Genomic DNA, 22,930 nt, shown 5'->3' on the forward strand with positions numbered 1-22,930 from the left:
CCTCCCTTCGTGATTGCTCTACGGTTCTATCAATGAACCGTAGTTCAACCCCGTTATTTTTTACGGCTACGTACGATGAATTTATCTGATTTGCTTTTCTTCTTACGAGTTTTGAATCCAAGAGTTGGTTTACCCCATGGAGACATAGGTGATTTGCGTCCGATAGGAGCACGACCTTCACCACCACCGTGTGGATGATCATTAGGGTTCATTACAGAACCACGAACAGTTGGGCGTTTGCCTAACCAACGAGAACGACCAGCTTTACCGATGTTGATTAATTCGTGTTGTTCATTACCTACTTGACCGATTGAAGCACGGCAAGTTGCAAGAATTAAACGAACCTCACCAGAATTCAAACGTACTAATACGTATTTACCTTCTTTACCAAGAACTTGTGCAGATGTACCTGCTGAACGAACTAATTGTCCGCCTTTTCCTGGTTTTAATTCGATATTGTGGATAACTGTACCCACTGGAATGTTAACTAATGGTAAAGCATTACCTGGTTTGATATCCGCTTCAGGTCCTGACATTACTTCTAAGCCAACTTCTAAATTTTTAGGTGCAAGAATGTAGCGTTTTTCTCCGTCTACATAATTGATTAACGCGATGTTTGCTGATCTATTTGGATCATACTCGATTGTAGCAACGCGTCCTGGAATGCCATCTTTGTCACGTTTAAAATCGATAATACGATATTGACGCTTATGACCTCCACCTTGATGACGAACTGTTAACTTACCTTGGTTGTTACGGCCGCCTTTTCTTGTTAAAGGAGCTAGCAATGATTTTTCTGGTGTACTTGTAGTGATTTCACTAAAGTCAGAAGTTGTCATTCCGCGTCGACCATTAGAGGTAGGTTTGTACTTTTTAATCGCCATTTCTTTTCCCTCCTCTTCTTAATAGTTTATTTTATGCTTCAAAGAATTCGATTTCGTTGCTGTCTGTAGTTAATTTAACAATCGCTTTACGGCGTTTGTTTGTGTAGCCTCCGAAACGTCCCATACGTTTAAACTTACCTTTGTAATTCATGATGTTAACTTTTTCAACTTTAACGCCAAAGATTTCTTCTACAGCATCTTTAACTTGAGTTTTATTAGCTCTTACATCAACTTCAAACGTATATTTTTTTTCAGCCATTAAGTCAGTAGAACGTTCAGTGATAACGGGGCGCTTAATCGTTTCGCGTGCATCCATTATGCAAGCACCTCCTCTACTTTTTCAACTGCTGCTTTCGTCATGATTAATTTATCATGATTTAAAACATCTAAAACTGTAATGCCAGAAGCAGTAACAACTGTTACACCCGGAATATTACGAGCAGATAATGCTACGTTTTCATCTAAGTCAGCAGTTACAATAAGTGCTTTTTTATTAACAGAAAGATTACCAAGTAAACCTTTGAAATCTTTAGTTTTTGGTGTTTCGAAAGCAAGGCTTTGTAATACTAAAATACTTTCTTCTAATACTTTAGTAGATAATGCAGATTTAATAGCTAATCTACGAACCTTTTTAGGTAATTTATAGCTGTAGCTACGAGGAACTGGTCCGAAAACTGTTCCACCACCACGCCATTGTGGAGATCTGATAGACCCTTGACGTGCACGTCCTGTACCTTTTTGGCGCCATGGCTTACGTCCACCACCAGCAACCTCAGAACGAATTTTAGTTTTATGATTTCCTTGACGTAATGAAGCTCTTTGCATAACAACTGCTTCAAATAAAACATGGTTGTTAGGCTCAATACCGAATACTGTATCTTTTAATTCGATATCACCAGCTTGAGAACCGTCTTGGTTGAATAATGCAACTTTAGGCATTCTTGTTTCCTCCTTTCTAATTTAATTACTTCACTTTTACCGCTGTTTTAATTTTTAATAAAGCTTTTTTAGATCCTGGAACATTTCCTTTAATCAATAAAAGATTACGTTCTGCATCTACTTTAACGATTTCTAAGTTTTGAACAGTTACTTGTTCTCCACCCATACGTCCTGGTAAAGCTTTACCTTTAAATACACGGTTTGGAGCTACAGGTCCCATTGAACCTGGGCGACGATGATAACGAGATCCGTGAGCCATTGGGCCACGTGATTGTCCATGACGTTTAATTGAGCCTTGGAAACCTTTCCCTTTAGAGATTCCTGTTACATCTACTACATCGCCTTCAGCGAATACATCTACTTTGACTTCTTGACCAACTTCATACTCTTCTAAGCTTACTTCTCTTAATTCACGAACGAAGCGCTTAGGAGCAGTGTTTGCTTTTGCAACATGACCCTTTTCAGGTTTGTTAGCTAACTTTTCACGTTTATCTTCAAATCCGATTTGAACAGATTCGTAACCGTCTGTTTCAACAGATTTCTTTTGAAGCACTACGTTTTGAGCAGCTGTTACCACCGTTACAGGGATAAGATCGCCGTTTTCAGCAAATACTTGAGTCATACCGATTTTTCTTCCTAAGATTCCTTTGGTCATTTCAGTCACACCTCCTGATAATCTTAATATTTATTATTATAATTTAATTTCAATATCTACACCTGACGGTAAGTCTAAACGCATTAATGAATCAACTGTTTGTGGAGTTGGATTAACGATGTCGATTAGACGTTTATGCGTACGCATTTCAAATTGCTCACGAGAATCTTTATATTTATGAACCGCACGTAGAATAGTGTATATAGACTTTTCTGTTGGTAATGGAATCGGACCAGAAACAGCCGCACCAGAACGTTTTGCAGTTTCAACAATTTTCTCAGCAGATTGATCTAAAATTCTATGATCATAAGCTTTTAAACGAATACGAATCTTTTGTTTTGCCATTATTTTCCCTCCTTTTGCGCCTATTTTAGAATAGACATTCTCCGCAGAAATTTCCCACACACTCGCCATGGCAAAGCGGCCGGGTGTGTCAGCAACCTTCCACATCATCGCAGTCAAAGACCAACATTGTCTATTATACAGAAACTAATTAAGAAAAGCAATAGTATTTATTATTTTTCTTTTGTTTTGTACACTCAGCCTATTATACATACATGAAATGAATATTTCAAGTGTTTCTGTAAATGTCTAAAAATTGGATTGTATAATCACTTTCTTCTATTGTTCTCTCTTCGATTCTTTTGATGCTGTTCATGTTAAACTTAAAAAGTTTTTCTTTTGTTTTCTTCTTTGCTCTATTTCAGCTCTCTAGTATTTGGAATAGTATTGAATTTTTTCCATTCCAAATTTTCTATCATTATAAAACGCAAATGCCCTATTTAACCCTCAGCTATGATATTCTCTTCAATCAAAATTTCTCCGTTCAATTTTGATTTAAGAACTTATTTACCAATTATTTGAGTGTCGCAGGCAAAAATCCACTACCATAATAAAAACTAATAATTTCTAAGAAAAGCGCAAGCACCTTGAATAGCTTTTTACCTTTGTTGGCATGTGCAATACTTAAAAGATCCTCGCGCTGACTAGCTAAGTGCCCCAGTCCAATTATTGACAATGAGCAAATAAAAAAAACAAGCTGGTTTATACCAGCTTGTTTTTTAAAAAGTATTAATTACTCAACGATTGTAGCAACTACACCAGCGCCTACAGTACGTCCACCCTCACGGATAGAGAATTTAGTACCTTCTTCGATAGCGATAGAAGAAATTAATTCAACATCCATTTCGATGTTATCGCCAGGCATAACCATTTCTACGCCTTCAGGTAAGTTACAAATACCAGTTACATCAGTTGTACGGAAGTAGAACTGTGGACGGTAGTTTGTGAAGAATGGAGTATGACGTCCACCTTCTTCTTTTGATAATACGTAAACTTCAGCTTTGAATTTTACGTGTGGAGTAATTGTACCTGGTTTTGCTAATACTTGACCACGTTGGATATCTTCACGTGCAACACCACGAAGAAGAGCACCAATGTTGTCTCCAGCTTCAGCATAATCAAGTAATTTACGGAACATTTCAACACCAGTTACAGTAGTTGATTTTTTCTCTTCAGCTAAACCGATGATGTCTACAACGTCACCAACTTTAACTTGTCCACGCTCAACACGTCCAGTAGCAACTGTTCCACGACCTGTAATTGAGAATACATCCTCAACCGGCATCATGAAAGGTTTATCAGTATCGCGTTCTGGAGTTGGGATATACTCATCAACTGCAGCCATAAGCTCAGTGATTTTTTCTTCCCAAGCAGCTTCTCCTTCAAGAGCTTTAAGAGCAGAACCTTTAATTACTGGAATATCATCACCAGGGAATTCATATTCAGTAAGAAGATCGCGAACTTCCATTTCTACTAATTCTAATAATTCTTCGTCATCAACCATGTCACATTTGTTTAAGAATACAACAAGGTGAGGTACACCAACCTGACGTGATAATAGGATGTGCTCACGAGTTTGTGGCATTGGACCATCAGTAGCAGAAACTACTAAGATACCGCCGTCCATTTGTGCAGCACCAGTGATCATGTTTTTAACATAGTCAGCATGTCCTGGGCAGTCAACGTGTGCATAGTGACGAGTATCTGTTTCATACTCAACGTGTGCAGTTGAAATTGTAATTCCGCGCTCACGTTCTTCTGGAGCAGCATCGATTTGATCATAACCGCGTGCTTCTCCTCCACCTACTTTAGAAAGTACAGTTGTGATAGCAGCTGTTAGAGTTGTTTTACCATGGTCAACGTGACCAATTGTTCCAATATTTACGTGTGGCTTTGAACGATCGTATTTAGCTTTTGCCATTAGGAAAATCCTCCTTTTAATTGTGAAAATTAAGTATTAGGCTGTGAATTTTCATCACAGCTTTATTGCTTACATAGTAGTTATACTTGATTAAAAAGGTAAAATCAACAATTACCCTTTATTTTTTTTGATGATCTCTTCTGAGATCGATTTTGGTACTTCTTCGTAGTGGTCAAAAGTCATAGAGAATACTCCGCGACCTTGTGTGCTTGAACGTAAAGTTGTAGCATATCCAAACATTTCTGAAAGTGGAACCATCGCACGAACAACTTGAGCATTACCACGTGCTTCCATACCTTCAACACGTCCACGACGAGCTGTTACGTTACCCATAATATCACCCATGTATTCTTCAGGAATGATTACTTCAACCTTCATAACAGGTTCAAGGATTACAGGGTTACATTTAGAAACTGCGTTTTTAAGAGCCATTGAAGCAGCAATTTTAAACGCCATTTCAGAGGAGTCAACATCATGGTAAGAACCATCGAACAATCTTGCTTTAATATCTACCATTGGGTAACCAGCAAGAACACCTCTGTTTAACGCATCTTCAAGTCCAGCTTGAACTGGAGCGATATATTCACGAGGAACAACCCCACCAACGATAGCATTTTCGAACTCGAAGCCTTTACCTTCTTCATTTGGTGAGAACTCAATCCAAACGTGTCCGTATTGTCCACGTCCACCTGATTGGCGTGAGAATTTCCCTTCTACAGATGCAGAAGCACGGAATGTTTCACGATATGCAACCTGAGGTGCACCAACATTAGCTTCAACCTTAAACTCACGACGCATGCGGTCTACTAAAATATCCAAATGAAGTTCACCCATACCTGCGATGATTACTTGACCAGTTTCTTGGTTAGTATGCGCACGGAATGTTGGATCTTCTTCTTGTAATTTTACAAGTGCAGTAGTCATTTTGTCTTGGTCAGCTTTTGATTTAGGCTCAATAGATAATTCAATAACAGGTTCTGGGAATTCCATAGATTCTAGAATTACTAGATTTTTGTCATCACACAGAGTATCTCCTGTTGTAGTATCTTTTAATCCTACAGCTGCTGCGATATCTCCAGCATGTACTTCTGAAATCTCTTGACGGCTGTTCGCATGCATTTGCAGGATACGTCCTACGCGCTCGCGTTTGCCTTTTGTAGAGTTTTGTATATAAGAACCAGAGCTCAAAGTACCAGAATATACACGGAAGAATGTTAATTTACCTACGAATGGGTCTGTCATAACTTTAAACGCAAGTGCTGCAAATGGTTCTGAATCATCTGGATGCTTTTCTACTACTTCATCTGAATCAGGTAGAGTACCTTTAATAGAAGGTACATCTAATGGAGATGGCAAGTAGTCAATAACAGCATCAAGCATTTTTTGAACACCTTTGTTTTTGAATGCAGATCCACAAATAACTGGGTAGAATTCAACGTTAACTGTACCTTTACGGATAGCAGCTTTTAATTCATCAGTAGTAATCTCTTCCCCGCCAAGATATTTTTCCATTAAATCTTCATCAAGTTCAGCTACAGCTTCAAGAAGTTTTTCACGGTATTCATCAGCAAGTTCTTGATACTCTTCAGGAATTTCACGATCTTCAATATCTGTCCCTAAATCATTTCCGTAGAAAGTTGCTTTCATTTCTATTAAATCAATGATGCCTTCAAATTGATCTTCAGCACCGATTGGTAATTGAATTGCATGTGCGTTCGCTTGTAAACGTTCGTGTAATGTTTTTAATGAATAAAGGAAATCTGCTCCTATTTTATCCATTTTGTTAACAAATACTACACGTGGCACTCCATAAGTTGTTGCTTGGCGCCAAACAGTTTCTGTTTGTGGTTCAACTCCAGATTGAGCATCAAGAACCGCTACAGCACCATCAAGTACACGAAGAGAACGTTCAACTTCAACTGTGAAATCTACGTGTCCTGGTGTATCAATGATATTTACACGATTACCTTTCCATGATGCAGTTGTTGCAGCAGATGTAATCGTAATACCACGTTCTTGTTCTTGCTCCATCCAGTCCATTTGAGATGCACCTTCGTGAGTTTCACCAATTTTATGGATACGACCAGTGTAGTAAAGTACACGCTCAGTTGTAGTCGTTTTACCAGCATCAATATGAGCCATGATACCAATATTACGAGTGTTTTCTAAGGAGAACTCTCTAGCCATTTGGTTTTTCTCCTTCCATATGAAAGTATTTTTATTGTATTGATTATCCTACCAACGATAGTGAGCAAATGCTTTGTTTGCTTCAGCCATTTTGTGTGTATCTTCACGCTTTTTAACAGATGCTCCAGTGTTGTTTGCTGCATCTAAGATTTCATTAGCTAATCTTTCTTCCATCGTTTTTTCTCCACGAAGACGAGAATAATTAACTAACCAACGCAAACCTAGTGTTGTACGTCTTTCTGGACGCACCTCCACTGGAACTTGATAGTTTGAACCACCAACACGGCGTGCTTTAACTTCAAGTACTGGCATAATGTTCTTTAATGCTTGATCGAATACTTCGATTGCATCTTTACCAGTACGTTCTGCTACGATTTCAAAAGCTGAATATAAGATAGCTTGAGATTTACCTCTCTTACCATCGATCATCATTTTATTGATTAATTTAGATACAAGTTTTGAATTGTAAATCGGATCTGGCAATACGTCTCTTTTTGCTACAGGACCTTTACGTGGCATTTGATTTCCTCCTTTCAATCATGCTGTATAATTTAATTTATTTTTTTGCTGCTTTTGGTTTTTTTGTTCCATATTTAGAGCGACCTTGCATACGGTTGTTAACTCCAGCTGTATCAAGAGCACCACGAACGATATGGTAACGTACCCCTGGTAAATCCTTTACACGTCCTCCACGGATTAGTACAACACTATGTTCTTGAAGGTTGTGACCAATACCAGGAATGTAAGCTGTTACCTCGATACCGTTAGTCAGACGTACACGAGCATATTTACGTAACGCTGAGTTCGGTTTTTTCGGTGTCATTGTACCAACACGAGTACATACACCACGTTTTTGAGGTGAAGAAACATCTGTTTGTGCTTTTTTGAAACTGTTGTAACCTTTGTTTAACGCAGGTGACTTCGACTTCTCTTGTGAAGATTGACGAGGTTTGCGTACTAATTGGTTAATAGTTGGCATTACTTTTTCCTCCCTTCTTTTATGTTTAAAGCCCACACATCCAGGTGGTTCATATTAGGGCAAAAACAAAGTTTTCATGGTTAATTCCATAAAAACAGTTTAATTAATTATGGCAACAGTTGCTGCGCCTACTTCTATACCACATGATTTGCCTAGCTTCATCATGGAATCAACAAGTATGATAGGTACATGAACTTGTTTAGCTACATTCGTTACTTTCCCAATAAGTATTGGATCTGCATCCTTAGCAACTAATATTTCCGTTACGTTACCTGTTTTTAACGCTTTAACTGTCTGCTTTGTTCCTACTACATATCTTTTAGCCTGTAATACTTTATCATAAGACATATCATATCCTCCAAAGCAACAGGTGAATAGGAGCACCTTTGATATAATAACACCTAGAAAAATTAATGTCAATTGCTTTAATAATAAAATTAAATTGTTTTTCTTTTAACCTTATTAAAAGCCTGAACTTCGCTAGTCTAATTCTAGTTATAAAGATTAGCTTAGCGAAGTTTAGAGCTTTATTTAAAACATTTTTTACTAGTTATTATTCTACTGTTACTGTTTCCTCCGCAGATTCTTCCGCAGTAATAGGTTCAGCATGTCGATATCTTGGCATACCAGTTCCAGCAGGTACTAGTTTACCAATAATAACATTTTCTTTTAGACCTAATAATTCATCGCGTTTTCCTTTGATCGCTGCATCAGTAAGAACTCTTGTAGTTTCTTGGAAAGATGCCGCAGACAGGAATGAATCTGTTTCAAGAGAAGCTTTAGTGATACCTAGCAATACAGGTCTACCAGTAGCTGGTAATTTACCTGCTTTTAAAGCTTTAGCATTGGCATCAGTAAATTGGTGAATATCAAGTAGTGTACCAGGTAATACATCTGTTTCCCCAGCATCTACTACACGTATTTTACGAAGCATTTGACGAACCATTACTTCTACGTGCTTATCTCCAATTTCTACCCCTTGCATACGGTATACTTTCTGCACTTCACGAAGAAGATACTCTTGAACAGCAGTTACGTTTTTCACTTTAATTAATTCTTTCGGATCAATCGAACCTTCTGTTAGTTCTTGACCTTGTTCGACTACATCATCAATTTTAACCTTTAATCTTCCTGTGTAAGGAGCAGTATATGTTCTCGTTTCAAGTTCTCCTTGAACGATAATCTCATGTTGACGATCTCTGCCCTCATTAATTCCTACTACAACACCAGCGATTTCAGATATAACCGCCTGCCCTTTTGGATTACGCGCTTCAAATATCTCTTGGATACGAGGTAAACCTTGTGTAATATCGTCTCCCGCAACTCCACCAGTATGGAATGTACGCATTGTTAACTGTGTACCAGGCTCTCCGATAGATTGTGCCGCAATAATACCTACTGCTTCTCCAACTTCTACCTCTTGGCCAGTTGCTAAGTTTCTGCCATAGCATTTTTTACATACACCATGACGAGTATTACATGTAAAGGCAGAACGAATCCACACTTCTTCAATGTTAGCTTCCACAATTTCTACAGCAAGATCTTCTGTAATTAAACCATTTTCAGGAACCATTACTTCTTGAGTTTCTGGATTCTTAATATCTCTTCTTGCATAACGTCCAATTAAACGCTCATCAAGAGGTTCAATGATTTCTGTTCCTTCTTTAAGTGCAGAAACTAATAGACCTCTATCTGTTCCACAATCATCTTCACGAACAATAACATCTTGAGCAACATCAACAAGACGGCGAGTTAGATAACCTGAATCAGCTGTTTTAAGAGCTGTATCGGCAAGACCTTTACGCGCACCATGTGTAGAGATAAAGTACTCTAATACTGTTAAACCTTCACGGAAACTTGAGATGATCGGCAACTCAATAATTCTACCAGCCGGGTTGGCCATCAATCCGCGCATACCAGCAAGCTGTGTAAAGTTAGAGGCATTACCACGGGCTCCGGAATCACTCATCATAAAGATTGGATTTCGTTTATCAAGTGATTTCATCAGTTTAGCCTGAATAACATCTTTAGCAGCACTCCAAATAGAGATAACTCTGTCATAACGCTCTTCTTCTGTGATTAAACCACGTCTGAATTGTTTTAGTACATTATCAACTTTACCTTGAGCTTCATCGATAATTTCTTGCTTTTCACCTAAAACGACGATATCGGCAACACCAACGGTTATTCCAGCTTTTGTTGAGTGTTTAAATCCTAAGTCTTTCATTCTATCAAGCATTTTAGATGTTTCGGTAATTTTAAATCGTTTAAACACTTCAGCAATAATATTACCAAGTATTTTCTTTTTAAACGGTTCAACAATCGGCATTTCTCTTATTACAGCTGGCACATCGGTTCCTTGTTTAACAAAGAATCTTTCTGGTGTTTTCTCTTCCAGATTAGCCTTAGTAGGTTCATTAATATATGGGAAAGATTTTGGCAAGATTTCATTAAAAATCAGTTTCCCAACCGTTGTAATAAGTAATTGTTTATTTTGCTCTTCGGTAAATGTTTCATTGTTTAAAGAGCTTGCACGAACAGCTACACGCGTATGCAAGTGAACATAGCCATTTTGGTATGCCAACACTGCTTCGCTTGTATCATTGAAGATCATTCCTTCTCCAACTGCGTTATCTCTTTCTAAAGTTAGATAGTAGTTACCTAGTACCATATCCTGCGAAGGCGTAACAACCGGTTTTCCATCTTTAGGATTCAAGATATTTTGTGCAGCAAGCATAAGTAATCTTGCTTCTGCTTGTGCTTCCGATGATAATGGTACGTGAACAGCCATTTGGTCACCATCAAAGTCGGCGTTATAAGCAGTACAAACTAATGGATGAAGACGTATAGCACGACCTTCTACTAATGTAGGTTCGAACGCTTGTATTCCCAATCTGTGAAGTGTAGGAGCACGGTTAAGCAATACAGGATGCTCCCTGATTACTTCTTCTAATACATCCCAAACTTCAGGTTGAACTCGCTCAATTTTACGTTTAGCAGATTTAATGTTATGTGCTAATCCTTTTTCCACTAATTCTTTCATAACAAAAGGTTTAAAAAGTTCTAAAGCCATTTCTCTTGGCAAACCACATTGATACATCTTTAAATTCGGACCTACAACAATAACCGAACGTCCAGAGTAGTCAACACGTTTTCCAAGTAAGTTTTGACGGAAACGTCCTTGCTTACCTTTTAGCATGTGAGATAAAGATTTTAATGGTCTATTACCAGGACCTGTAACAGGGCGGCCGCGACGACCATTATCGATTAACGCATCTACCGCTTCTTGAAGCATACGTTTTTCGTTTTGTACAATAATGCTTGGAGCCCCTAGATCTAATAATCTTTTTAGACGGTTATTACGGTTAATAACACGGCGATATAGATCATTCAAATCAGAAGTAGCAAATCTACCTCCGTCTAATTGAACCATCGGACGAAGCTCTGGAGGAATAACAGGAAGTACATCTAAAATCATCCATGATGGCTCATTCCCTGAACCACGGAAAGCTTCTAGTACTTCTAATCGTTTAATTGCACGTGTACGACGTTGTCCTTGAGCTGTTTTTAGTTCTTCTTTTAAAGCATCTACATCTTTATTTAAATCAATGTCAGATAGTAATTTCTTAATAGATTCTGCTCCCATAGAAGCTTGAAATTTAGAACCGTATTTATCGCGATATGCTCTATATTCTTTTTCAGAAAGTAATTGTTTCTTTTCTAATGCTGTGTCACCAGGATCTGTTACTACATAAGAAGCAAAATAAATTACTTCTTCTAAAGCACGCGGAGACATGTCAAGTACAAGACCCATACGGCTTGGGATTCCTTTAAAATACCATATATGCGATACAGGTGCTGCAAGTTCAATATGTCCCATACGTTCACGACGTACTTTTGCACGAGTTACTTCTACACCACAGCGGTCACAGACTACACCTTTGTAACGAACACGTTTATATTTTCCACAATGACATTCCCAGTCTTTTGTAGGACCAAAAATACGCTCACAAAACAAGCCGTCTTTTTCTGGTTTTAATGTTCGATAGTTAATTGTTTCTGGTTTTTTCACTTCACCAAAAGACCATGAACGGATCTTATCAGGTGAAGCAAGACCTATTTTCATAAATTCAAAATTATTTACATCCAACAAGGGTCCTACCTCCCTTTTGATCTTCAGACTATCTTTTAATAGCCATTTAATAAAAATAAGTACATATATCTTATGAAGGCTGACCCTTTTCATTAGTGTCAGCCTTCATCTAGTTGCTTGAAATTACTCTTGTACGCCTACTTTTTCTGACTCAGGCTCTTGTGTATCTGGTGCTATAGTTAGAGATTCAGCTTGTTGAACATCGTCATCATCATCTGTATCTCTCATTTCAATTTCTTCTTCCGTGCTTGATAGGATTTTAACATCCAATCCTAAACTTTGAAGTTCTTTCATTAATACACGGAATGATTCCGGTACTCCTGGCTCTGGTACATTTTCACCTTTTACAATAGCTTCATATGTTTTCACACGACCAACAACGTCATCTGATTTAACAGTTAGAATTTCTTGTAATGTATATGCAGCTCCGTATGCTTCAAGAGCCCAAACTTCCATTTCTCCAAAACGCTGTCCACCGAATTGTGCTTTACCGCCCAATGGCTGCTGCGTTACTAGAGAATAAGGACCAGTTGAACGTGCATGAAGTTTGTCATCTACCATATGTGCTAGTTTAATCATATACATGACACCAACAGATACGCGATTATCAAACGGCTCTCCAGAACGACCATCATAAAGAACTGTTTTAGCATCTTGTGCCATTCCAGCTTCTCTAATCGTTTCCCAAACATCTTCTTCCCTAGCTCCATCAAATACAGGAGAGGCAACATGGATATTTAAGCTTCTAGCAGCCATTCCTAAATGCAATTCTAGCACCTGTCCGATATTCATACGTGATGGTACCCCTAAAGGATTCAACATGATATCTACTGGTGTTCCATCAGGAAGGTATGGCATATCTTCTTCTGGTAATATACGAGAAATAACCCCTTTATTACCATGTCGTCCAGCCATTTTATCGCCTTCATGAATTTTACGTTTTTGAACAATATATGCACGTACAAGCTGATTCACACCTGGTGGCAGTTCATCTCCATCTTCACGGTTAAACACTTTAACATCATGAACGATTCCGCCGCCTCCATGAGGAACACGTAAACTCGTGTCGCGCACTTCACGAGCTTTTTCACCGAAAATAGCATGCAATAAGCGTTCTTCTGCAGTTAATTCCGTTACACCTTTTGGCGTTACTTTTCCTACAAGAAGATCTCCATCTTTTACTTCTGCTCCAATACGGATAATTCCTCTGTCATCTAGATTACGTAAAGCATCTTCTCCAACATTCGGAATATCACGAGTGATTTCTTCCGGCCCAAGCTTCGTATCACGAGATTCTGATTCATATTCTTCAATGTGAATAGAAGTATAAACATCATCTTTTACTAGACGCTCACTCATTATGATAGCATCTTCGTAGTTATAACCATCCCATGTCATAAAGGCAACTAGCACATTTCTTCCTAATGCAAGTTCTCCTAATTCCATAGATGGGCCATCAGCAAGGATTTCTCCTCTTGTTACTTTGTTTCCAACAGCAACAATTGGACGTTGATTATAACAAGTACCTTGATTTGAACGGATAAATTTAAGCATTCTATATTTATCAAGGTTACCTTTAACTTCTTGGCCATCAATTACTTGCATTCTTCTAACCCAAACTTCACGAGCTTCTACATGTTCAACAATACCATCATGCTTACAAATAACTGCAGCACCAGAGTCTTTACCAGAAACATATTCCATTCCTGTTCCTACTCTTGGAGCTTCTGGTTGCATCAACGGTACAGCTTGACGTTGCATGTTCGCACCCATTAAAGCACGGTTTGAATCATCGTTTTCCAAGAAAGGAATACATGCAGTCGCAGCAGAAACTACTTGTTTTGGCGATACATCCATATAGTCAACGCGATCACGGCGAACAACTGTGTTTTCCCCTCTAAAACGAGCAACAACATCCTCATCTAAGAAAGCACCGTCATCACCAAGACGTACGTTCGCTTGTGCTACTACATAATTATCTTCTTCATCCGCAGTTAAGTAATCAATACGGCTTGAAACTAAACCAGTTTCTGGATCTACCCGACGGTATGGTGTTTCAATAAAACCAAAGCGATTTACTTTTGCAAATGATGATAATGAGTTAATCAAACCAATATTCGGTCCCTCTGGTGTTTCAATCGGACACATACGACCATAGTGAGAGTAGTGAACATCCCGAACTTCCATTCCCGCACGTTCTCTTGTTAAACCACCCGGTCCTAAAGCAGATAAACGACGCTTATGTGTTAACTCGGCAAGCGGGTTTGTCTGATCCATAAATTGTGATAATTGAGAACTTCCAAAGAACTCTTTAATAGACGCGATAACTGGTCGAATGTTAATTAATTGCTGTGGTGTAATGGTATTCGTATCTTGAATGGACATTCTTTCACGAACTACACGCTCCATTCTAGATAAACCAATACGAAATTGGTTCTGCAGCAATTCCCCAACAGAACGAAGACGTCTGTTACCTAAATGGTCGATATCATCAGTAAGACCTACGCCGTGCAACAAGTTAAAGAAATAACTAATCGAAGCAATGATATCTGAAGGAGAAATATTTTTCACCGCTTCTTCTACATACGCATTGCTGATAACATTAATTTCTTTTTCCCCTTCATCATTAGGAGAGTAGATTTTAACAGATTGTACAATAACATTGTCTTCTAACACGCCGCCATATGGGCTTAATGTTTTAAAACCGATGTTATTTTCGAGATTCGGTATAATACGATCCAACGCACGACGATCTAAAAGCGTACCTTTTTCCGCAATTATTTCGCCAGTTTCTGGATCTACAAGCGTTTCTGCTAAACGTTGACCAAACAATCTATTTTTAATATGAAGCTTTTTGTTAATTTTATAACGACCTACATTTGCAAGGTCATATCTTTTCGGATCAAAAAATCTTGAAACCAATAGACTTTTTGCATTCTCAACAGTAGGTGGCTCTCCAGGACGTAAACGCTCATATATCTCTAATAGAGCTTTTTCCGTTCCTTCTGTATTGTCTTTTTCTAACGTATTACGTAAATATTCGTTGTCGCCAATCAAATCAAGAATTTCTTGATCGGAACCAAACCCTAAAGCACGTAAAAGAACCGTTACTGGCAGTTTACGAGTACGGTCGATACGTACGTAAACAACATCCTTTGCATCGGTTTCATATTCTAGCCAAGCTCCACGGTTTGGAATTACAGTTGCTGTAAAACCTTTTTTACCGTTTTTATCTAACTTCCCATTGTAATACACACTTGGAGAACGAACTAACTGAGAAACGATAACACGCTCTGCTCCGTTAATTACGAATGTACCAGTTTCAGTCATAAGCGGGAAATCACCCATGAATACATCCTGGTCTTTTACTTCTCCTGTTTCTTTATTAACAAGACGAACCTTCACTCGTAAAGGCGCTGAGTATGTAACATCTCGTTCTTTTGATTCTTCTACTGGATATTTTGGATCCCCTAAGCTGTAATCAATAAACTCAAGCGATAAGTTGCCAGTAAAATCCTCGATTGGTGAAATATCTTGGAACATTTCACGTAATCCCTCATCTAAAAACCATTGATAGGAAGAGGTTTGGATTTCTATTAGATTTGGTAATTCTAAAACTTCACTAATTCGTGCATAGCTTCTGCGCTGGCGGTGTCGTCCATACTGAACAAGTTGACCTGTCAACTGATTCACCCCTCAAATCAAACGTTATAGTACATCTATTAACATCTTATAAAAGTATTTAACTACCTTTTTTATAAGACAAAAAGAAAAAGGGTTTCCAATCCAAAAACCACATTTTTCATATTTCAAGTATTATTTTGTTAGTTTTTCCGAAATAATCCAACTTTATACATTTATAGAATAAAATTATATCTATCAGAAAAATAATATATTGGCATTATACAATGCTATCACAACGATTTAAACTCGTCAATCTTTTTTTGCTTTTATTATAAAATAACCTTTTTTCTTTTCTACTACTTCTACTTCACTAAATAACTGCTCTAACTTCTCTATTGCGGAAGGAGCTCCCTGCTTTTTCTGGATTACCACCCAAAGTTCTCCTCCACTTGCCAAATATTGATAGCTTTGTTCGAAAATATCATGAACTACTTTTTTTCCCGCACGAATTGGAGGATTCGTTAAAATGGATGCGAACATTTTGTTTTCAACTTGCAAAAGTCTATCACTTTCGTAAATTTTAACGTTTTGTATTTTATTTAGAACCGCATTTTCATTCGCTAGTTCTATCGCTCTTAAATTAACATCTACCATATGAATTTTCGCAACCGTGTTTTTAGCGATAGAAAGCCCAATCGGTCCATAACCACATCCAACATCTAGAATATCTCCTTCAACAGTCGGGTATTCGTATGTTTCTATTAATAATTTCGAACCAAAATCAACTTCCTTTTTAGAAAAAACGCCATTATCTGTTTTAAAGCGAAGTTTATTACCTTTTAACATGTAGTCCCAATAATTTGGATCACTACTTACATTTTGGGTACGGGAATAATAATGTTCTGTCATAACTGACCACCTCCACAGAAGCATAAAATCGGAAGAATCACTGAGGATTATTACGTTTTGAAGTTATACATATTTTAAGGAAAAAAAAGCCCGCTTATATAGCGAGCTTTTTTATATTGATATTACTTAACTTCAACGTTAGCTCCAACTTCTTCAAGTTTAGCTTTGATTTCTTCAGCTTCTTCTTTAGAAGCTCCTTCTTTAACAGCTTTTGGAGTGTTGTCAACAAGTTCTTTTGCTTCTTTAAGACCAAGACCTGTGATTTCACGAACAGCTTTGATAACTTTGATTTTTTGATCTCCAGGAGATGCAAGAACTACATCAAATTCAGTTTTTTCAGCTGCAGCTTCTCCGCCAGCAGCAGCAACAGCTACAGGAGCCGCAGCAGTTACACCAAATTCTTCTTCAATAGCTTTTACTAGGTCGTTTAATTCTAAAACAGTCATTGCTTTAACTGCTTCTAAGATTTGTTCTTTAGACATTATATTGTTCCTCCTTGTTTTTTATCCATTTATTATATTGCATGTAAATAACGTAATTTCTTACGCGCCTTGTTCTTCTTTTTGGTCTGCAACTGCTTTTGTAGCAAGAGCAAGATTGCGGATTGGTGCTTGAAGCACGCTGAGTAACATAGAAAGTAAACCTTCGCGTGATGGAAGTTCAGCAAGAGCTTTAATATCTTCTACTGAAGCAACATTCCCTTCGATAACTCCAGCTTTGATTTCAAGCGCTTCATTTTTCTTAGCGAACTCATTAATGATTTTAGCTGGTGCAATAACATCTTCATTACTGAAAGCAATTGCATTAGGACCAGTTAAAGCATCATTAAGACCTGATAATTCTGCTGCGTCAGCCGCACGGCGTGTTAATGTGTTTTTGAATACTTTGAACTCAACACCAGCTTCACGAAGCTGTTTACGAAGTTCTGTTACTTCAGAAACAGTTAGACCGCGGTAATCAACAACGATTGTTGATTTACTTGCTTTGAATTTCTCAGTAATAGCTTCTACTTTTTGTTTCTTTATTTCGATTACGCTGCTCATCTTTACACCTCCTGTAGAATTTACATTTATACCGGAAAGTAAAAATCCTCCACATCAATATAGACATGGAGGAGTATACAATAGTCGTTTACACAACTGATGAAAATCTATCGTATTACCTCGGCAGGGAATTAAGCTATTACTAGCACCTACTGTCTGCGGTACAAATGTTATTTAATTTTTCACAACAAGATGTATTGTATGTCATTCATCTCGTTTTGTCAAATATATTTTATATTAAACTGCAGATGGATCTACTTTAACACCAGGACCCATTGTAGAAGTAACAGAAACATTTTTCATATATGTTCCTTTTGCTGCAGCTGGTTTCACTTTTACCATTGTATCAAGAATAGTTTGGAAGTTTTCAACTAGTTTTGTTTCTTCAAAAGAAACTTTACCAATTGGAACATGAACATTTCCAGCTTTATCAACACGGTACTCTACTTTACCTGCTTTAATTTCGTTAACAGCTTTTGTTACATCAAAAGTTACTGTACCAGTTTTTGGGTTTGGCATTAAACCTTTAGGTCCTAATACACGACCAAGTTTACCAACTTCACCCATCATATCTGGAGTTGCAACGATCACATCAAAATCAAACCAACCTTGTTGGATTTTGTTGATGTATTCTGAATCCCCAACAAAATCTGCTCCAGCAGCTTCTGCTTCTTTGATTTTTTCGCCTTTAGCGAAAACTAATACACGTTGAGTTTTACCAGTTCCGTGTGGTAGTACAACTGCCCCACGAATTTGCTGATCCGCTTTCTTAGGGTCAACTCCTAAACGAAAAGCAACTTCAACTGATGCATCAAATTTAGTAGTGCTTGTTTTTTTAACAAGATCTACCGCTTCTTGAATTGGGTAAGCTTTAGTACGATCAACAAGTTTGATAGCTTCTAAATACTTCTTACCTTTTTTAGCCATAATAATATTTCCTCCTTGAATTGTGGTTTTAGCGGAATTACCTCCCACGAATAAAGGTTGCGACTCAAAGATTCTCATTGTCGCAACCTTAATCAACAGAACCAGTTAATATGGTTTAGTCTTCAATAACAATACCCATGCTGCGGGCTGTACCTTCAACCATGCGCATAGCTGCTTCAACGCTAGCTGCATTTAAATCAGGCATTTTCGTTTCAGCAATCTCGCGTACCTTGTCACGCTTAACAGTTGCCACTTTATTACGGTTCGGTTCACCAGAACCTGACTCAATTCCAGCCGCTTTTTTAAGTAAAACAGCAGCAGGTGGAGTTTTTGTAATAAATGTAAATGAACGGTCTTCAAAAACCGTAATTTCAACAGGAATAATTAAACCAGCTTGTTCAGCTGTACGAGCATTAAACTCTTTACAGAATCCCATGATATTAACACCTGCTTGACCTAATGCAGGACCAACTGGTGGTGCCGGATTTGCTTTAGCTGCTGGAATTTGCAATTTAACAACCTTAATTACTTTTTTAGCCACGAGACACACCTCCTTAAAGTCCGTGATGTGGTAATAGGGTATACCCCTCCCACTCAACTTATCGTCTTTATATAATAAATAAAGAAATTTGACAATATCCTATCTCTTTTTTGTGAGACATACTGACCTTTGAAATGTTACCACTTTTTCAAGCTTATTTCAAGTTTTTCAGATTAAAATTTTTCAATTTGTGTAAAATCCAGTTCTACCGGGGTATCGCGACCGAACATATTAACTAAAACTTTTACCTTTGCTTTATCTTTATCAATCTCTTCCACAGTACCTGTGAAATTGGCAAATGGCCCTTCGTTTACTTTCACCGTTTCACCAAGCTCAAATTCAATCTCAATACGCTGTTCTTCGACACCCATTCTTTTCAGGATAACTTGTACCTCATCAGGAAGAAGCGGAGTAGGTTTCGACCCAGATCCAGCAGATCCTACAAACCCAGTTACTCCAGGTGTATTGCGGACAACATACCAAGAATCATCCGTCATAACAATCTCAACTAAGACATAACCAGGGAAAACCTTTCTTTTTACCACTTTTTTCTTACCATTTCTAATATCTGTTTCTTCTTCTTCCGGTACTACAACGCGAAATATTTTATCCTGCATCGCCATTGTTTCTACACGTTTTTCTAAGTTTGCTTTCACCTTATTTTCATATCCAGAGTACGTATGCACTACATACCAATTTTTTTCCATAGTAGAGGACTATTTCGTCCTTCCCTCCCCGCACGTAATATTACAGTGTTATTGTTAAGCTCATTTTCTTAGGTGGTTTCCCACTAAATGAAGAGCTTTTTGGTCTTTATAAACGCAAAATGTAAGTTCAAACGGACCATTTTTTATTTTAAAACAATGAAAAAACCCGTTACCGGGCTTTGTTAATGTTTCTTATTGTTTTACCATTATACCATGAGTTGACAACTGTTATTCAAGTATTAAACGAATTAGTTCAGAAATTCCCATATCAACAAGTGCGAAGAATAGAGCGAAAAATGTTACTGTTGCAATAACAATAATAGTATAGTTGGTTAATTCCTTCTTATTAGGCCAACTTACTTTCTTTAGCTCTGTACCTACTTCACGAAAAAAGTTAACAGTACGTTGCATTTCGTTACCTCCATATTTAAAGCGGGTAGCTTATCTTAAAGCAATGAAAAACGATCATTTTGTTTCTTTATGAACGGTATGGGCATTGCATTTTTGACAAAACTTTTTTATTTCTAATCTTTCTGTCCCTTTATTGCTCATTGTAGAATAATTTCTTGTCCCACAATTTTCACAAGCTAAAACAAGCTTTTTCCTCATTTTTGACACCTACTACGTCCTTTATATCTTATCAAACTGTATCACGGACATGTATCAATGTCAATAACAGCCAATAGAACAAGCTTTTCTAAAATAATTAGTTGCTTAAAGAGAAAACTCTCTTATTTCTAAATATCTTTCTAGCTTTCTTTTCACTCTTTGAAGTGCATTATCGATTGATTTGACATGTCTATTAAGTTCTTCTGATATCTCTTGATACGATTGCCCATCTAAATATAATGCCAAAACCTTACGTTCTAGATCACTCAATAACTCTGACATTTTTATCTCGATATGATCAAACTCTTCCTGGTTGATAATAAGCTCTTCCGGATCCAACACTTTTGCGCCGGAAATAACATCCATTAAGGTTCGATCTGATTCTTCATCATAAATGGGTTTATCAAGTGACACATATGAATTTAAAGGAATATGCTTTTGTCTTGTTGCTGTTTTTATTGCCGTAATAATTTGTCTTGTAATACAAAGTTCGGCAAATGCTTTAAAGGATGAAAGCTTGTCCTCTTTAAAATCACGGATCGCCTTATACAATCCAATCATGCCTTCTTGTACAATATCTTCTTTATCTGCACCAATTAGGAAATAGGATCTGGCTTTGGCACGTACAAAGTTTCGATATTTTTGAATAAGATAATCCAATGCATCGCTTTCACCATTATGCACTAGTTCTACTATGACTTCATCCTCAAGATCAACATATTTCTCAACACTTTCGTTACCTTTAGCCCTGTTGTCAGTACTCATTCAGATCCCCCCGACCGTGCAATCATGGATAAAACCATTATACAGTAGGCTAATTTTTAGCGTCAACTGCTCATTTCTCTCCGCGGCGCCATTTTTCGAATATTTCTTCCATTTCTTTTGTAAGTGGAATCTTGGTAACGGGTTTCTTTTCTTTAATTTTTTTTACTTTTTTCCAAATGTTCTGTTCAATGCCATTCATTTCAATTAGAAGTTCTCGTGCAGATTTTCTTAAAGCTCCTTGGCCGAAAATAGCCCATTGTTCTGTAAAATCGGATGTGGCAACATGAATTTGAGTTCTTCTATTGCTTAATTCCTTGGCTAACTTCTCAATTCTTTCATCGGCAGTTTCATTTTCCTTTGTGAAGATTACTTCCACCTTATAGTTTTTAAATTTCTTTTCTGTCCCTCTTACATAATAAGCATCAAAGACAATAATAACATGGTAGCCAGAGTAAGCTTGATATTCTGCCATTTTTTCAACAAGCATGTCTCTTGCAGCAGATAAATCTTTCGTCTTCAGCTTATTTAAGTAAGGCCATGCGCCGATAATGTTATAGCCATCGACAATTAATATATCCATTATTATCCCTCAATCGGATAGCGTTTACGATATACCTCATACATTAAAAGTGCAGCTGCTACAGAAGCATTTAAAGATGTAACGGAACCAGCCATCGGCAGCTGAATAAGAAAATCGCATTTTTCCCGAATTAGCCTCCCAATTCCTTTGCCTTCGCTTCCAATTACTAAGCCTAAAGGCATTGTTCCATCAAAATGCCGATAATCTTCACTACCTTTTGCATCTGTTCCTGCAATCCAAATTCCTCTCTCTTTTAATTCATCTATTGTTCTGGCCATATTGGTTACTCTAACCACCGGGACATGTTCAATTGCGCCAGTTGAAGCTTTGGCAACCGTTGCCGTTAAACCAACAGCTCTTCTGCGGGGAATGATGATGCCATGTGCCCCAACTGCATCTGCAGTACGCATAATCGATCCTAAATTATGAGGATCTTCAATCTCATCCAACAACAAGAAAAACGGTACTTCCGCTTTCTTTTCTGCTAATGCAAACAAATCGTCCAATTCAGCGTATTGATATGCTGCTACTTGCGCGACTACTCCTTGATGATTAGCATCTACTAAGCTGTCTAATTTCTTTTTCGGAACAAATTGCACAAGTACATTTGCTTGTTTAGCTAATGCAATAACTGTTTGCATTTGTCCTTTTTGTGACCCTTCTGCAATCTGTATTTTATTTACATCACGTTCTGCTTTTAACGCCTCTATAACGGCATTCTTTCCTACAATATAATCGCTGTTCACGTTTTGTTCCTCCAACTATTTTCAATAATCGATAAAGCAGCTATAATTACTTCTTCTAGACGCTCTTCTCTGCCTGCTAAATATAAATAACCTAAAACAGCTTCAAATCCCGTGCTGTATCGATAGGTTTGTACATCGGTGTTTTTTGGAATAGTTCCAGATTTAGCATTTCTGCCTCGTTTTAAAACGGCCAGCTCCTCTTCTGTAAAAAATGTTTCTTCCATTAGCTGATGGACTACTTTTGCTTGTCCTTTTGCAGAAACATATTTTGTTGCTTCTCTGTGAAGATGGTTCGGCCTTACTTTTCCGTTATGCAACAAATGCCTTCTCACATATATTTCAAGAACAGCATCCCCCATATAAGCAAGGGCAAGGCTGTTCAACTGCTTTTCATTAATATTTTTATCATAGAGGAGCAT

General features: G+C 37.7%; 24 protein-coding genes and 1 other annotated feature. All 24 genes read right to left on the bottom strand.

Annotated elements, in window-relative coordinates; genetic code table 11:
* Nucleotides 1-53: 53 nt before the first annotated feature.
* The 24 genes from rplB to AC5LWL_RS00430 all read right to left on the bottom strand — a co-directional run bounded on the left by rplB (nt 54) and on the right by AC5LWL_RS00430 (nt 22,930).
* The gene (gene rplB, locus AC5LWL_RS00315) at nt 54-884 is read right to left on the bottom strand and encodes a 50S ribosomal protein L2 (RefSeq protein ID WP_493432507.1); all 831 of its coding nucleotides are present in this window, start codon (nt 882-884) and stop codon (nt 54-56) included.
* 31 nt (nt 885-915) lie between these two features.
* Nucleotides 916-1,200 (bottom strand): 50S ribosomal protein L23, encoded by a 285-nt coding sequence (rplW, locus tag AC5LWL_RS00320; protein WP_493432508.1) that lies wholly within the window; start codon nt 1,198-1,200, stop codon nt 916-918.
* Nucleotides 1,200-1,823 carry a 50S ribosomal protein L4 gene (gene rplD, locus AC5LWL_RS00325; protein ID WP_493432509.1) on the bottom strand — a complete coding sequence of 208 codons (624 nt, stop codon included), beginning with the start codon at nt 1,821-1,823 and terminating at the stop codon, nt 1,200-1,202. The genes rplW and rplD overlap by 1 nt, the downstream gene beginning before the upstream one ends.
* Nucleotides 1,824-1,848: 25 nt before the next feature.
* Entirely contained in the window at nt 1,849-2,478 is a 630-nt protein-coding gene (gene rplC, locus AC5LWL_RS00330) for a 50S ribosomal protein L3 (protein ID WP_493432510.1), read from the bottom strand.
* A 36-nt stretch (nt 2,479-2,514) separates the two neighbouring features.
* Entirely contained in the window at nt 2,515-2,823 is a 309-nt protein-coding gene (rpsJ, locus tag AC5LWL_RS00335; RefSeq protein ID WP_009336571.1) for a 30S ribosomal protein S10, read from the bottom strand.
* A gap of 730 nt (nt 2,824-3,553) precedes the next feature.
* Nucleotides 3,554-4,741 carry an elongation factor Tu gene (gene tuf, locus AC5LWL_RS00340; protein ID WP_493432511.1) on the bottom strand — a complete coding sequence of 396 codons (1,188 nt, stop codon included), beginning with the start codon at nt 4,739-4,741 and terminating at the stop codon, nt 3,554-3,556.
* Between the two features lie 111 nt (nt 4,742-4,852).
* Nucleotides 4,853-6,928, bottom strand: a complete 2,076-nt coding sequence (fusA, locus tag AC5LWL_RS00345; protein ID WP_493432512.1) for an elongation factor G — start codon at nt 6,926-6,928, stop codon at nt 4,853-4,855.
* Nucleotides 6,929-6,976: 48 nt separating this feature from the next.
* Nucleotides 6,977-7,447 (bottom strand): 30S ribosomal protein S7, encoded by a 471-nt coding sequence (gene rpsG, locus AC5LWL_RS00350; RefSeq protein ID WP_493432513.1) that lies wholly within the window; start codon nt 7,445-7,447, stop codon nt 6,977-6,979.
* Nucleotides 7,448-7,484: 37 nt separating this feature from the next.
* Nucleotides 7,485-7,907: a 30S ribosomal protein S12 gene (rpsL, locus tag AC5LWL_RS00355; RefSeq protein ID WP_493432514.1), complete on the bottom strand. Its 423-nt coding sequence runs from the start codon at nt 7,905-7,907 to the stop codon at nt 7,485-7,487.
* 99 nt (nt 7,908-8,006) lie between these two features.
* Nucleotides 8,007-8,255, bottom strand: coding sequence for a 50S ribosomal protein L7ae-like protein (locus AC5LWL_RS00360; RefSeq protein WP_493432515.1), 249 nt, complete (start codon nt 8,253-8,255; stop codon nt 8,007-8,009).
* A 205-nt stretch (nt 8,256-8,460) separates the two neighbouring features.
* Nucleotides 8,461-12,060, bottom strand: a complete 3,600-nt coding sequence (rpoC, locus tag AC5LWL_RS00365) for a DNA-directed RNA polymerase subunit beta' (RefSeq protein WP_493432516.1) — start codon at nt 12,058-12,060, stop codon at nt 8,461-8,463.
* 123 nt (nt 12,061-12,183) lie between these two features.
* Complete coding sequence (gene rpoB, locus AC5LWL_RS00370) at nt 12,184-15,744, bottom strand: DNA-directed RNA polymerase subunit beta (protein ID WP_493432517.1); 3,561 nt, start codon at nt 15,742-15,744, stop codon at nt 12,184-12,186.
* 249 nt (nt 15,745-15,993) lie between these two features.
* Nucleotides 15,994-16,593, bottom strand: a complete 600-nt coding sequence (locus AC5LWL_RS00375) for a class I SAM-dependent methyltransferase (protein ID WP_493432518.1) — start codon at nt 16,591-16,593, stop codon at nt 15,994-15,996.
* 122 nt (nt 16,594-16,715) lie between these two features.
* The gene (rplL, locus tag AC5LWL_RS00380) at nt 16,716-17,075 is read right to left on the bottom strand and encodes a 50S ribosomal protein L7/L12 (protein WP_493432519.1); all 360 of its coding nucleotides are present in this window, start codon (nt 17,073-17,075) and stop codon (nt 16,716-16,718) included.
* Nucleotides 17,076-17,135: 60 nt separating this feature from the next.
* Nucleotides 17,136-17,636, bottom strand: coding sequence for a 50S ribosomal protein L10 (gene rplJ, locus AC5LWL_RS00385; protein ID WP_493432520.1), 501 nt, complete (start codon nt 17,634-17,636; stop codon nt 17,136-17,138).
* A gap of 30 nt (nt 17,637-17,666) precedes the next feature.
* Nucleotides 17,667-17,816 (bottom strand) — a sequence feature (ribosomal protein L10 leader region).
* Between the two features lie 57 nt (nt 17,817-17,873).
* Nucleotides 17,874-18,563 carry a 50S ribosomal protein L1 gene (rplA, locus tag AC5LWL_RS00390; protein ID WP_493432521.1) on the bottom strand — a complete coding sequence of 230 codons (690 nt, stop codon included), beginning with the start codon at nt 18,561-18,563 and terminating at the stop codon, nt 17,874-17,876.
* Nucleotides 18,564-18,678: 115 nt separating this feature from the next.
* Nucleotides 18,679-19,104: a 50S ribosomal protein L11 gene (rplK, locus tag AC5LWL_RS00395; RefSeq protein WP_141434103.1), complete on the bottom strand. Its 426-nt coding sequence runs from the start codon at nt 19,102-19,104 to the stop codon at nt 18,679-18,681.
* A gap of 173 nt (nt 19,105-19,277) precedes the next feature.
* Nucleotides 19,278-19,811: a transcription termination/antitermination protein NusG gene (nusG, locus tag AC5LWL_RS00400; protein WP_493432522.1), complete on the bottom strand. Its 534-nt coding sequence runs from the start codon at nt 19,809-19,811 to the stop codon at nt 19,278-19,280.
* Nucleotides 19,812-20,039: 228 nt separating this feature from the next.
* A complete protein-coding gene (secE, locus tag AC5LWL_RS00405; RefSeq protein WP_493432523.1) occupies nt 20,040-20,222 on the bottom strand; it encodes a preprotein translocase subunit SecE in 183 nt (60 codons plus the stop codon).
* 54 nt (nt 20,223-20,276) lie between these two features.
* Nucleotides 20,277-20,420, bottom strand: coding sequence for a 50S ribosomal protein L33 (gene rpmG, locus AC5LWL_RS00410; protein ID WP_493432524.1), 144 nt, complete (start codon nt 20,418-20,420; stop codon nt 20,277-20,279).
* Between the two features lie 105 nt (nt 20,421-20,525).
* On the bottom strand, nt 20,526-21,185 hold the full coding sequence (sigH, locus tag AC5LWL_RS00415; RefSeq protein ID WP_493432525.1) for an RNA polymerase sporulation sigma factor SigH: 660 nt from the start codon (nt 21,183-21,185) through the stop codon (nt 20,526-20,528).
* Nucleotides 21,186-21,255: 70 nt separating this feature from the next.
* Nucleotides 21,256-21,765, bottom strand: a complete 510-nt coding sequence (locus AC5LWL_RS00420) for an NYN domain-containing protein (RefSeq protein WP_493432526.1) — start codon at nt 21,763-21,765, stop codon at nt 21,256-21,258.
* Nucleotides 21,766-21,767: 2 nt separating this feature from the next.
* Entirely contained in the window at nt 21,768-22,511 is a 744-nt protein-coding gene (gene rlmB / locus AC5LWL_RS00425) for a 23S rRNA (guanosine(2251)-2'-O)-methyltransferase RlmB (RefSeq protein ID WP_493432527.1), read from the bottom strand.
* Nucleotides 22,508-22,930 carry a Mini-ribonuclease 3 gene (locus AC5LWL_RS00430; RefSeq protein WP_493432528.1) on the bottom strand — a complete coding sequence of 141 codons (423 nt, stop codon included), beginning with the start codon at nt 22,928-22,930 and terminating at the stop codon, nt 22,508-22,510. The genes rlmB and AC5LWL_RS00430 overlap by 4 nt, the downstream gene beginning before the upstream one ends.

It is taken from the genome of Niallia sp. WK069_GA_01 (assembly GCF_983173855.1).

Coding starts and splice junctions, on each gene's coding strand:
- rplB (WP_493432507.1), bottom strand. CDS start 884: ATGGCGATTAAAAAGTACAAACCTACCTCTAATGGTCGACGCGGAATG.
- rplW (WP_493432508.1), bottom strand. CDS start 1,200: ATGGATGCACGCGAAACGATTAAGCGCCCCGTTATCACTGAACGTTCT.
- rplD (WP_493432509.1), bottom strand. CDS start 1,823: ATGCCTAAAGTTGCATTATTCAACCAAGACGGTTCTCAAGCTGGTGAT.
- rplC (WP_493432510.1), bottom strand. CDS start 2,478: ATGACCAAAGGAATCTTAGGAAGAAAAATCGGTATGACTCAAGTATTT.
- rpsJ (WP_009336571.1), bottom strand. CDS start 2,823: ATGGCAAAACAAAAGATTCGTATTCGTTTAAAAGCTTATGATCATAGA.
- tuf (WP_493432511.1), bottom strand. CDS start 4,741: ATGGCAAAAGCTAAATACGATCGTTCAAAGCCACACGTAAATATTGGA.
- fusA (WP_493432512.1), bottom strand. CDS start 6,928: ATGGCTAGAGAGTTCTCCTTAGAAAACACTCGTAATATTGGTATCATG.
- rpsG (WP_493432513.1), bottom strand. CDS start 7,447: ATGCCACGTAAAGGTCCTGTAGCAAAAAGAGACGTATTGCCAGATCCG.
- rpsL (WP_493432514.1), bottom strand. CDS start 7,907: ATGCCAACTATTAACCAATTAGTACGCAAACCTCGTCAATCTTCACAA.
- AC5LWL_RS00360 (WP_493432515.1), bottom strand. CDS start 8,255: ATGTCTTATGATAAAGTATTACAGGCTAAAAGATATGTAGTAGGAACA.
- AC5LWL_RS00375 (WP_493432518.1), bottom strand. CDS start 16,593: ATGACAGAACATTATTATTCCCGTACCCAAAATGTAAGTAGTGATCCA.
- rplL (WP_493432519.1), bottom strand. CDS start 17,075: ATGTCTAAAGAACAAATCTTAGAAGCAGTTAAAGCAATGACTGTTTTA.
- rplJ (WP_493432520.1), bottom strand. CDS start 17,636: ATGAGCAGCGTAATCGAAATAAAGAAACAAAAAGTAGAAGCTATTACT.
- rplA (WP_493432521.1), bottom strand. CDS start 18,563: ATGGCTAAAAAAGGTAAGAAGTATTTAGAAGCTATCAAACTTGTTGAT.
- nusG (WP_493432522.1), bottom strand. CDS start 19,811: ATGGAAAAAAATTGGTATGTAGTGCATACGTACTCTGGATATGAAAAT.
- secE (WP_493432523.1), bottom strand. CDS start 20,222: ATGCAACGTACTGTTAACTTTTTTCGTGAAGTAGGTACAGAGCTAAAG.
- rpmG (WP_493432524.1), bottom strand. CDS start 20,420: ATGAGGAAAAAGCTTGTTTTAGCTTGTGAAAATTGTGGGACAAGAAAT.
- sigH (WP_493432525.1), bottom strand. CDS start 21,185: ATGAGTACTGACAACAGGGCTAAAGGTAACGAAAGTGTTGAGAAATAT.
- AC5LWL_RS00420 (WP_493432526.1), bottom strand. CDS start 21,765: ATGGATATATTAATTGTCGATGGCTATAACATTATCGGCGCATGGCCT.
- AC5LWL_RS00430 (WP_493432528.1), bottom strand. CDS start 22,930: ATGCTCCTCTATGATAAAAATATTAATGAAAAGCAGTTGAACAGCCTT.